This window comes from Bradyrhizobium sp. BTAi1, assembly GCF_000015165.1.
GTDB classification, from domain to species: domain Bacteria; phylum Pseudomonadota; class Alphaproteobacteria; order Rhizobiales; family Xanthobacteraceae; genus Bradyrhizobium; species Bradyrhizobium denitrificans.
Map to the genome: position 1 here is coordinate 7,586,996 of NC_009485.1, position 11,419 is coordinate 7,598,414.

Genomic DNA, 11,419 nt, shown 5'->3' on the forward strand with positions numbered 1-11,419 from the left:
GCTCAGCGAACACAGGCAATCTGCAGCTCCAGCCCCAGCTCCCTTCAAGCTCCGCTCAATCGAGAGATCGTCATGAAGATGCGTCCGCTCGGCCGTTCCGGCCTCCTCGTTCCACCCCTCTGCTTCGGCTGCAACGTGTTCGGCTGGACTGTCGACGAGGCGGCCTCGTTCCGCCTGCTCGACAAGGTGCTGGAGGCCGGGATCAACTTTCTCGACACTGCCGACGTCTATTCGCGCTGGGTACCGGGCCACACCGGCGGTGAGTCCGAGACCATCATCGGCAAATGGATGAAACTGCGCGGCAACCGGGACAAGATCATCCTCGCCACCAAGGTCGGCATGGACATGGGCGACGGCAAGGTCGGGCTGAAGCCCGACTACATTGCGCGTGCGGTCGAAGATTCGCTGCGCCGGCTGCAGACCGAGGTGATCGATCTCTATCAGTCGCACAAGGACGACGAGACGACGCCGCAGGAAGAGACGCTGGCGGCCTATGACAAGCTCATCAAGGCCGGCAAGGTGCGCGTCATCGGCGCTTCGAACTTCTCGGCCGAGCGGCTGCAGGCTGCGCTCGACATCGCCAAGGCGCACAATCTGCCGCGCTATGAGAGCCTGCAGCCTGAATATAGCCTCGCCGAGCGCAATTCCTACGAGGGAGCGCTGCAGCGCGTGTGCGAAAGCAACGACGTCGGCGTCATCACCTTCTTCTCGCTCGCGGCCGGCTTCCTGACCGGCAAGTACCGCTCGGAGGCCGATTTCGGCAAAAGCCCGCGAGGACAGCGCGGCATTCCGAAATACATGAACGAGCGGGGATTGCGCATCCTCGCCGGCCTTGATGCCGTGGCCAAGGAGACCGGCGCCGAGCCGGCATCGATCGCGCTGGCCTGGCTCTTGGCCAAACCGTCCGTGACCGCACCGATCGCGAGCGCCACCAAGCCGGAGCATGTCGACACGCTGGTCGCCGCGACCCGGCTCACACTGACACCCGATCAGGTCGCGCGGCTCGATGCCGCAAGCACGTGAGGCGGTAAGGACGCCTCGATCATTGCGAGGCGCGCATCGCGACGGGGCCGAAGCTCGTCGACCGTGCGCGCCCCGGCACGGGTCGCGAATTCACGACATCGATGCGGGCCAAACGCACGCAAAGCGGATGCATTCAGACAAACACGATTTGTAGTCATCATACCGCGCGCCCTGCTTCGGATACGACACGAACTCATGCAGCGCATGCTACACGCCGGTACCGCAATTCCAGCGCCGGCATGGAGCTGATTAGGCAAATTTGGAGCATCTTGCGCATCGCCGCGCTGCTGCCAAATTTCGGCCGGGATCGAACTGCTAGTTACCCGACCAAAGTAGACTAAATCCGGGGAAGCGTTCGGTGAATCGTGTCGCGCGTGCCGTTGTTGGCGTCTTCGTCTCTACATTCGGCCTCCTATCCTTCGTGACGTTTTCCGGCAACGCCGCAGCACAGCAAGCGCAACAGCACCGGCCGCCGCCGGCCAATGCGGCCGTGGTCGGCAATCTCCCGGACCGCGAGGCGCTGAACTCCGGCACCGTGACCGTCATCACCGCGCCGATCGGCGGTCCGATGTCGGTGATGGGCTCCGACATGGCGGCGGTGCTCGACGAAGGCGAGAACCTGCGCGTCCTGCCGATCCTCGGCAAGGGATCGGCGCAGAACCTCGTCGACATCATCATGTTGAAGAACATCGACATGGGCTTCGTCGCCACCGACGCGCTGGAATTCGTCAAGACGGAATATAACATCCCGGACATTGCCCAGCGCGTGCGCTACATCGCGCAGCTCTTCCATAACGACGTCCACATTGTCGCGCGGCGCGAGATCCGCAGCCTGCAGGACCTCAACGGAAGGCGCGTGTTCGCCGAGCGCTCGATCGGCCTGCCAGCGGCGCGGACGATCTTCCGCCGGCTCGGCATCCAGGCCGAGATCGATTCGCAGACCGATCCGACCGGGGGTCTGCAGAAGCTGATCGACGGCCAGGGCGACGCCTGGATCGCCTCGGTGTCGAAGGACGCCCCCGTCATCAAGGGCATCAAGAATGAGGGGGGACGGCTGCATTTGCTGCCCGTGCCCTACGACCGCGCATTGCAGGACATTTACCTGCCGACGACATTCTCGTCCGAGGAATATCCGAATCTGGTGCCGGCCGGGACCAAGGTCGACGCGGTCGCAGCCTCGACCGTGCTGATGGTCTACAACTGGCCCGAAGGAAGCGAGCGCTACCGCCGCACGGCGAGGTTTGTCGATGCGCTGTTCGGCAAGATCCAGGTGTTGCAGTCGCCACCGCGGCATCCGAAATGGCGCGACACCGTCCTATCCGCGCCGGTGTCGGGGCTGATCCGCTTCAAGGCTGCGCAGGACTGGCTCGACGGCGTAGGCCGGATGCAGTCGCCGGCGGAGGACCAGCGCACGCCAGCGGAATTCCGCAAATTTCTCGACGAGCGCAAGACACAGGCGCGCATGTCGACGGACGAGGCGGCGCGGCTCTATAGCGACTTTCTGAAATGGCAGCGGAGCAAGGAGACGCGCTGAGGCCGCGCGTCAGCATTCAAGCGGCCCCGCGAAGATCCTCAACACCAGCGCTGCAGCAGACCGGCCTTTTCCGTTGTGCGTCCGGCTGTTGACTCCGAACCGTTGATCGCCAGCGACGGCGCGTCCCGAACGTCCGCGCGCGCGAAGCTAAGCTCAACCGTGGTGCCTCCGCCCGGCGTGGCGCGCAGTCCGACGCGGCCATGATGGGCGGCCATGACCTGAGACACGATCGAAAGCCCGAGTCCCATTCCTTCGCCGCGGGCATGACCGCGCTCGAACGGCTCAAGCAGCCGTTCAGGTTCATCCGCCTGCAGACCGGGGCCGGAATCGATCACGCTGAGACTCGCGGCGGTGTCCACTGCAACGAGAATGGGACCGCCTGCCCCGGCATGAATGACGGCATTCCTGATCAGATTCGACAGCGCCACCGCGATCGCCGGCTCCGAGCCGCGGATCCACACCGGAGCGTCAGGACCGGTAAATCCGATCTCACCTCCGGCCTTCAGCGCCATCGGCAGATGCTCGGCCGTCACCCGTCGTGCCAGCGCCACCAGATCGATATCGGTGAGTTCGACCGGCTCCATCGAAATCCGCGCCAGTTGCAGGAGCATGGTGACGATTGTCGATAATTTCTGGTTCTCTGCAATGAGCCTGGCACGCAGCGCGCCATCCGGGATCACCTCGAGCATCGTCCGCGCATTGGTCAGCGGCGTCCTCAATTCGTGCGCAGCATTGGACAGGAAATGACGCTGCGCCTCGGCCGCCCGGTCGATCCGGGACAACGCCCGATTGAACGCGGCGACCAAGGGCAGCAATTCAGCGGGCGCACTGGCTTCAGGCAGCCGGCGGCCGTCCGGCACGCCGTCGATCATCTCGGCGGCGGTGGCAACAGCGCGCACCGGACGCGCGATTGCTGCCGGCACGAACACCAGTGCGGCGAAGCCGGTCGCCAGCAGCACCAGGATAATCGGCAGCGCGACGATCGTTGCATCCGTCAGGGTCCCGAGCATCAGCTGTGTCGACGTATAGGCCACGCCGCCAGTCTCGATGAGGACCTCGCCGACCGGCGTATTGCGCACGGCCGTCATCCGCTTGAAGTTTCGGGTCTCACCATCGATGGCGTAGGCAAGAAAGCTGGTCCCATCCTGAACCGTGATCGGCTTATGGGGACGCCATTTCGGCAGCTGACCGTGGCTGACCTCGCCGCTCTTGTCGGAGACGACGTACCAGAATGTCGGAAAATCCTGGATGATCTTGTCGAGACGCGGAGTCTGTTTGACCAGAAGCTGGCCTTGCGCATCCCGTGCAACCGCCTCCTTCAACGCATCGGCGACATCCGCAGCGCCCCAGGTGCCATCGTCGTCGCCACCGAACCTGATCAGCAGGGCGGCGGCGCAGATCAGCATGATCGTCGTGACGACTCCGATCAGCGTTGCTGACAGCAGCGTAATCGAACGGCGCATGCCTTTGAGCTTCTTCCAGCTCGCGATCATCACTCACCGCTCAGCAAATAGCCGAGGCCGCGCACCGGCCTGATCGTCGCCTTGCAGTTGGCTTCGCGCAGGCGGCGCCGCAGTCGTGAGACGTGGGCCTCGATAGCGTTGGACTGAATTTCATCCTCGAACCCGTAAGCCGCCGATTCGAGCGTCTCGCGCAAAACCACCCGCCCGCTGCGACGCACGAGGGCCTCCAGGATCGCCAATTCGCGCCGCGGCACGACGATCGGATTGCCATCGACGCCAACGGCGCGATTGACGATGTCGTAGCTCAGATTAGCGATCGAGACGACGGCGCCCCTGTCGAGGTACAGGCGCCGCAGCACCGCCCTGGCCCGCGCGACCAATTCGATCGGCTCGAACGGCTTGGCGACGTAGTCATCCGCCCCCTCATCAAGCGCCCGCGCAATGTCGGCAGGGTCGTCCAGGGCCGTCAACACCACCGTTGCGGGACTGGGCTTCTGTTGCCGGAGGTCAGGCAGGAGCGCAAGTCCGTCGCCATCGGGAAGCCCCCGGTCAATGACCACAAGCTCGAACGTGCGCACAGCGATCGCGGCCCGCCCCTCATCAAGGGTCGTCACGATATCAGAAGAGCCAAAGGCTGTTGCGAGTGCATCCCGCAGCCAGATACCTAGCTGGGGGTCATCTTCCACGACCAGCACTCGCACGCTACTCTCCTGCGCCATTTGCACGCTGTTGTTCCTATGATTACAGGGGGATTACAATAGGATTACGTCAGGAGCTACCCGATACCGTTTTCTGGAACCGCTTCCTCTCACCGCCTGGTTGCTCGTCCCCTTTAGGCAGAAACCTGCCGTCCATCCGCTGCGCTACGGTCCACCGCAGGGAATTAACCTCGCCGCTGCGGGCGTGATCGAACCACATTGGCGCCGCCGACTTGACGCGACCAAGCCACGACACCAGAGGTTGTAGCTCCAATGATTCACCGCCATGCTTGCAGTTGTATGACGCCGCTGGCCGCGGGATCATGCGATCGCTGTGACAGCATCGCCGCGAACGCAAACGTTCCAGGATGTCAGCTTATTGTAATCCTGGGCGCCGAGACGGATGCACGGACACCGTCTGGAAAACGTTCACGGAGCTTGACGCATGATCGACCGGACACCGGGGGTCGCCGCACCCCCATCGGCTCCGGCTCGGTCGGGATCAACGCTGGACTGCCGACGGAGCGAAGCAGCCCCGCTTCCGCTCTGCTCCTGCCAACATCTGCTCCAGGGACTGTATCGCACATACGATCACTGGCTTTCGGCGGCCGCCGAACAGTCGGATCGGAGTCCGGCGGCTTGGCGTCGTCCCTTCCTGCGGTGGCTGGACGCCGTCGAGGGGGGCTGGGGCGTGCCGCTGCTGCTGGCCTGTTTCGCGCTGGTCTGGACGGCATATCTCACCGTCGCCTATTCCGGCGCCGGACTGCATCCGGACACCCTCGAGACCTGGAGCTTTGGAAGGCATTTCGCCTGGGGCTACTTCAAGCATCCGCCGCTGATGGGATGGGTGGCTGGCGCCTGGAGCCGCCTGTTTCCGCCGACCGACTGGTCGTTTCACCTGATGGCGATGACCAATGCTGCGCTCGCGCTGTGGTTCGTCGACCAGATTTCGCGGCGTTTCGTGACCGGAGACAAGCGCGTGATCGTGCTGCTTCTCCTGATGCTCACGCCGGTGTACCAGTTTCACGCGCAGCGGTTCAATGCGAACTCCGTGCAACTGGCGACTTGGCCACTCGCAACCTATTGCTTTCTGCGCGCGTTTGAATCGCGGACGTTTCTCTGGGCCGCCATGGCGGGATTGACCGCCGCGGTCGCAATGCTCGGCAAATACTACTCGATCTTCCTGATCGCGAGTTTCGGACTGGCGGCAATGCTACATCCGCTCCGCCGGGCCTACTTCACGTCGTTCTCGCCCTGGATCTCCGCCATGGTCGGACTGGCCGCGCTATGGCCGCATCTGGATTGGCTCATTGCGAGCGACGCGGCTCCGATTCATCACGCACTGACGCATGCCAATTCCGACATGCTGAGATCGCTCCACGATTCATTCTCATTCGTGATGGGACTTGCTGCCGCCCTGGCTCTATCCGCCTTGACCTGGGTCGTGGCGGCCGGCCGCAGGATCGCGCGATTCCCGAGGGACTTCGTAGCGCTTGATGACGGCCTGCGCCTGCTGTTTTACGTTGCTATTGGAACCATCTGCCTTCCGGTCGCCAACGCCCTGATCATGGGCACTGATTTGCCATCGCTCTGGGCGGTTCAGGGGCTTTTCTTGTTTGTCGTGCTGGTGGTGTGCGGCGCAAGTTATGGGATCGAGCGGTTCTACACTGTCAATATGACTGTCCTGGCTGCCGCAATCGCCGTCGTCGCCGTCACCATCGCTGCGCCGCTCCATGCCCTCTACCGCAATTCGTTCGGCTATGAAGAGGGCCGCGGTTTCTATCGCGCGGTCGCGTTCGAAACCACCCGACAATGGCGCGAACTGGTCGGGATTCCGCTCAAATCTGTCGTCGGCGACGAGAGTCTCGGATTTGCAGTCGCATTTTACAGTCCCGATCATCCGTTTTACGGATTGTCTCCGTCACTCGCCCAGGCTGCCGCGGACGGGCCTACCGGTGCGACTCAGGATCAAGGCTGGGCCTCCGTCTGCTTTCTTGATCAAGTCGATTGTATTGAGGCCGCAACATCGCTGGCCGTTGCGGCAGGGAATTATGTGAGGCGCGAGTTCACAATGCAGTCGCAACTGTTTGGCTTGGCCGGGCTGTCGCGAGCAGCCGTCGCGTTTTTCGTGCTGCCGAAGGTCGACGGCCTGCGGTCGTCACACCCGCATGATTCAGCCCGGCCGGGCAGCAAATAATGCGGCAGGCGCGCAGACCGCGAGCCTTGCAACAATCCCAATACGGGGTCTCGTCAGAACGTCACGAGAATCCGGATCTCGTCGTAGGCGAACGATGGCACCACCCTGCGCGCCACGAAATCGTTCCAATCTTTGAACTTCGACTTGTCTCGCGCTTCCACGATCGCCTGGGCGCTGGCAGCGCTGAGGCGCGGCAGCTTCTGTAACTCCTCGGCGGGAGCCGTATTGAGATTGAGCCTCTTGGCTTCCCGGACGACCCGGCCTAGCTGCGGCGTTTGCTGAATATCCGCTTCTGGCGAAGCAACCAAGACGGCGGCCACCGTGCCACCAGCAGCGATCAATGCGCAGCTGAGCCAGATGCGTCGCGTCATCATCCTAGCCGTATCCCACGAACCAGCCACAGTCCCGATGCGGCAATGCACGACGGACGGGTTACGCGAGGATGACCTGCACCCGGCGCTATCGCAGGTGAGCGGCAGCTTGGCGCCGGTGATAGGAGATCTGCATCTGCTTCATCTTCGAAGCGTCGATCGAATGGTCAACGCGAAGGCTGTCCGCCGGAACGACACCCGAAACCTCCAGATCGACAATCTCGCCATCGATCTGCATCGTGCGCCGCCCCTCGACGACGAGACCGCCGTCCGGACTCACGCGCGTGACCACGGCCGCCATGCTCATCCGTTTCAACTCAGCCTGGCCGACCGTCGTGCGGCCGGCAGTGTCGCGCGACGACGAAGCATCCGCCCTGCGGCCTGCCACGGCGCCGCCGGTGTCAGGCAGTTCATCGGCGTGCCGATTGGAATTTGTGCCACCTTGCGTGGACATGTCACCCGGATTCTCCGCGATATTGACTGTCATGGTGACGATATCGCCAATCTGCGGCGCGCGCTGCTTCGTGGACCAAGCATGCGATAAAGAGCGCAACCGGCGGTTCGGCTGATGCGCCGGAACGCGGGCGGCTGCGGCTGGCAGCAGCGGCTGAATTGGCGCTTCGTCCGGCTCGGTCAAAGGCTCAGCTGGCAACAATGCTGCAGAGGACGTGGGACCATCGAACTGCGCGCACCCCGACGAAATGACCAGAACGTTAGCGGCCAGGAGTGCACGTACGATTCTGCCGAACGTCACGACCAGTCTTTCGACACAACAAATATCACAACATCATCTTCTTATATGCGGCCAAGCCGCATCGCGGACCAGGACAAACAACGCCAGAAGCAAACAGGACATCAGATCGCTGCGGGGCAGGCGATCCGACGCACAGGCGCTGACATCCGAGACCCTTGCGTCTCCGTAGTCCGCCGCCCCCTCGGCCCTGCGCCCGCCGTCCGTTCACAAGCCGGCCCCGCCCCGGCTCGCCTTGTTTGCGCAGAGGAGCCATGACATCCGAGAAAGGGCCCCGCCTCGGCGGGGCCTGCAGGTCTCGTTTGCGCTCGGTCGCCTCAGTAGCCCGACCAGGCTCCATCCGAGTAGCCATCCTTGTATCCGGACACATAGCCGTCCGCGTAGCCGTCGCCATATCCCGGATCATAGTCGTAGACATGGTGACGGCGATAAACGACTCGTGGCGGCGGATAGTTGTCATCGACGTAGACATAGCTCGGCGCCGAACGAGCGGTAGCCGCGGATCCCAAAAGAGCTCCGATGGCCAGGCCGCCAACCACCCCTGCCGCCACGGCCGCACCACGATTGCCACCGGCCGACGCCTGGGTCGTCGTCGCACCGGTGACGGCCAACGCTACGATGAGACATGCGCTGATCTGCTTCATTGTGTTCTCCATGAGGACGCGCCGGGACGACGCGCCTGAGACCAATCGAGGCGACCAGATTCACACCCGCAGCTTACCACACGATGACAAAGCGGGTCTGCCGTGCCGCGATCATGTCGCGGCAGGCCGCCGCTTGGTGTCGTCAGAATCGATAGTTGACGCCCACGCTCACCGTATGGAGCGTGCTGTCAAACGTACCATTCCTCACGAGTCGTCCGGGTGACGGTGCGACAAAGCGCGCGGTGCCGAAGTCGTAATACTGATACTCCAACTTCGTCGACCAATTCGGCGCGAACATATATTCAAGGCCCGCCCCGACCGTGTAGCCGCTCTTGTTGTCACGGACAGCAAAGGCAACCGGCGCCCCGGCCCGCGATCTCACGCCGTAGCTCCTGTCCTGATAAGCATATCCGCCTTTGACATAAAGCAGACCTGCTCCCCACGTGTAGCCCAGACGCCCTGTCAGCCCACCGATGCCATTACGGTCACGGGTCAGCTCGCGACGACCGAGGCTGGAGGTCTGCCCGTTTCCAGCAAGCCAGCTGTATTGACCTTCGGCACCCAACACCCAGTTCGGCGCAAACTGATAGTCAGCGCCAAACTGCAGGCCGCCGAGGAAACGCGATTCCCGGCCGAATGCTCCGCTGGCACCGCTGAATTCTCCGCCGAGATGACCGCCGACATAAAGACCGGTCCAACTGCGGACGGGCGAGATCTGCGGCACAACCACGGCGGAGGTCTTGGCCGGCCTCGCCGCGAGGTCTGCGGCCATTGCGCTCTCCGCGCCGAAAAGAGCAATAGCTGCAGCAACAAGCAAAGTCTTATTCATATCATCCTACGATGTTGCATCTGGTCCGCTCACGATGTCCGGCCAGTTCATCGCAGAGAAATGCCGCATTCGCCTTGCGACAGCATTACAAGCCGCCTTAGACACCACGCTCCGGACATAATTCGTCTCTTCGTACGGCGGATCATGAACAATGATACGTGTGTGAATGCCTTCGCGACGGACGACATAGCGCGGCGTGGCACCGCACGCGCTCGTCCAAGCAAGACAAACGATTGCTTCAGCGCGATGCGATAGAGGCAGCTCACAATTCAGAGCCACAACGCTCTGCAGGCCGTTCGGGAATGTGGGGCTGGACACCTCCCGAACGGCCCGCTCACTGGAGTCCGACGACGTCCGAAGCCATGCGGGCTTACCAGTGTAGAGAAGGAGCGTGCCGCAGTGGGGCGGAGCTGGCCTCGACGAGGCCCGACGCTCTGTTCCGCGACGCCATTCCAGTGTCCGGCCGGGCGAGATCGACATCGAGATTCGTGAGCACGGTTCCCGGTCTACGCTGTCGACAGCGAAGATGATACCGTCTCGATCGTAAGGACACGCGCAAGCTAGCGAGCGAGCCTTACCGCAGCATTACGATGCTCGGATCCATGCGCGTCGTCGGTGGACCGGCAAGGAGAGCGGATCTCCCGCGCGTCAGCCTGTCGTAACGATCCCGCGGCTAATGGCCCAGCGTCTTAGCAGCAACATCTGATGAGACGTCCGGTGGGGGATCGTTCGGCCTGATCAGGTCACCACCGGATGAGCGGGCGGCGCCCCCGCACGCGAACAGCGCGCTCGCTTCGTCCTTCACGCGAACCGGCGCATTACGTACAAGGAGTCATCGCATGAAACAAACGCAAGTCATTCGTCTCAGCGCGGTGCTGCTCCTTATCGGCATAAGCGAGCAAGCTGCTGCAACCGGACTGGAAGGTTACGCCGGGGTCAATCTGAACATCCGCTCTGGACCGAATGTGAGGTTTCCAGCTGTTGGCGTGCTGGGGTCCGGCTCGTCGCTGACGATCCACGGTTGTCTCAGCGGCTATAAATGGTGCGATGTCAGCGCTTCCGGCCTTCGCGGCTGGGCCTCAGGTGCTCACATTCAGTTCATCTACGAGACACGCCGTGTCTACGTTCCCGCCTACGCGCCGCGCGTCGAGATTCCAGCCCTGACCTTCCACATCGAGACATATTGGCACGAGCACTACCGAGAGCAGCCATTGTACGTCGACCTGCCGCAATGGGTCGGCTACCATTGGGAGGAGGACAATCTGCCTCCTGGTTGGCGAGACAATTGGGACGACGACTACTTCGGCCACGAATATGAGCCACCGAGTGGCGAATGAGCTCTGCCGGACCAGCACCGTTCGCCAAGCACATCGTTACTGGCCGAGTCCGGGACATTCTTAGCCGAGGCAGAGAGCCGCGCGTCCGGCCGCGGCTCAACCGCGGACATCCATCCGGCGATTGGCGAATGCAAGACGGCACGCCGTTTTCCGCAAACCGCGCAGAGATCGGTTCATGCCAGGATGGGGCGGACACGCCCCATCCACATCTCTGATTTCGACTGGACGACCGCCTGACACGTCTTTCGAGAGCCGTCCGTCTCGTGAGCGCAAGTCAGGCAGCACTGAAGTCAGGCAGCACTTGAGACGACGAGCTGAACGCAGCGTGACGGCGGCAACTGGCGATGGCTGCCTCCTCGTCTCCAGCATTTAGCGATCCCGAATGGCTCGTTCACTTTCCGTGAGGCAGCGGCAACTGACAGACCTCCCTCAATACGAGCACATCGCGAGATCACTACCTGTGTGACGAGTTGGCAACACCTCGAACTTGTCGAGATGTTACTCATCATTTCCACAAACACCCGCCACGTTTCAAATGATACGATGTTCACGTTTGTGTGCGTAGTTGCGAT

General features: G+C 62.6%; 10 protein-coding genes. 4 read left to right on the forward strand and 6 right to left on the reverse strand.

Annotated elements, in window-relative coordinates:
• Positions 1–72 precede the first annotated feature (72 nt).
• Together BBTA_RS33870 and BBTA_RS33875 are read left to right on the forward strand one after the other, a co-directional pair.
• Positions 73–1,023 (forward strand): aldo/keto reductase, encoded by a 951-nt coding sequence (locus tag BBTA_RS33870; RefSeq protein ID WP_012047030.1) that lies wholly within the window; start codon positions 73–75, stop codon positions 1,021–1,023.
• A 358-nt stretch (positions 1,024–1,381) separates the two neighbouring features.
• Positions 1,382–2,557 (forward strand): TAXI family TRAP transporter solute-binding subunit, encoded by a 1,176-nt coding sequence (locus tag BBTA_RS33875; RefSeq protein ID WP_012047031.1) that lies wholly within the window; start codon positions 1,382–1,384, stop codon positions 2,555–2,557.
• A gap of 38 nt (positions 2,558–2,595) precedes the next feature.
• Here BBTA_RS33875 and BBTA_RS33880 read toward each other — a convergent pair whose 3' ends face one another.
• Both BBTA_RS33880 and BBTA_RS33885 read right to left on the reverse strand, forming a co-directional pair.
• Entirely contained in the window at positions 2,596–4,050 is a 1,455-nt protein-coding gene (locus tag BBTA_RS33880) for a HAMP domain-containing sensor histidine kinase (RefSeq protein WP_012047032.1), read from the reverse strand.
• The gene (locus BBTA_RS33885) at positions 4,050–4,721 is read right to left on the reverse strand and encodes a response regulator transcription factor (protein WP_041751742.1); all 672 of its coding nucleotides are present in this window, start codon (positions 4,719–4,721) and stop codon (positions 4,050–4,052) included. Before BBTA_RS33885 ends, BBTA_RS33880 begins: the two co-directional genes overlap by 1 nt.
• A 442-nt stretch (positions 4,722–5,163) precedes the next feature.
• Here BBTA_RS33885 and BBTA_RS33890 point away from each other — a divergent pair, with 442 nt between their 5' ends.
• Positions 5,164–6,915, forward strand: a complete 1,752-nt coding sequence (locus BBTA_RS33890; RefSeq protein WP_012047034.1) for a glycosyltransferase family 39 protein — start codon at positions 5,164–5,166, stop codon at positions 6,913–6,915.
• Positions 6,916–6,968: 53 nt separating this feature from the next.
• Here the strand turns inward: BBTA_RS33890 and BBTA_RS33895 are convergent, their stop codons facing one another.
• From BBTA_RS33895 to BBTA_RS33910, 4 genes are all read right to left on the reverse strand, one after another.
• Positions 6,969–7,289: a helix-hairpin-helix domain-containing protein gene (locus BBTA_RS33895; protein ID WP_041751067.1), complete on the reverse strand. Its 321-nt coding sequence runs from the start codon at positions 7,287–7,289 to the stop codon at positions 6,969–6,971.
• Between the two features lie 85 nt (positions 7,290–7,374).
• The gene (locus tag BBTA_RS33900) at positions 7,375–7,923 is read right to left on the reverse strand and encodes a flagellar basal body L-ring protein FlgH (protein ID WP_041751068.1); all 549 of its coding nucleotides are present in this window, start codon (positions 7,921–7,923) and stop codon (positions 7,375–7,377) included.
• Between the two features lie 431 nt (positions 7,924–8,354).
• Positions 8,355–8,681, reverse strand: coding sequence for a hypothetical protein (locus tag BBTA_RS33905; RefSeq protein ID WP_041751069.1), 327 nt, complete (start codon positions 8,679–8,681; stop codon positions 8,355–8,357).
• A gap of 142 nt (positions 8,682–8,823) precedes the next feature.
• The gene (locus BBTA_RS33910; RefSeq protein WP_041751070.1) at positions 8,824–9,510 is read right to left on the reverse strand and encodes an outer membrane beta-barrel protein; all 687 of its coding nucleotides are present in this window, start codon (positions 9,508–9,510) and stop codon (positions 8,824–8,826) included.
• An 839-nt stretch (positions 9,511–10,349) separates the two neighbouring features.
• On the opposite strand from BBTA_RS33910, the gene BBTA_RS33915 reads away from it, so the two are divergent.
• Entirely contained in the window at positions 10,350–10,847 is a 498-nt protein-coding gene (locus BBTA_RS33915; protein WP_012047039.1) for an SH3 domain-containing protein, read from the forward strand.
• Positions 10,848–11,419 lie beyond the last annotated feature (572 nt).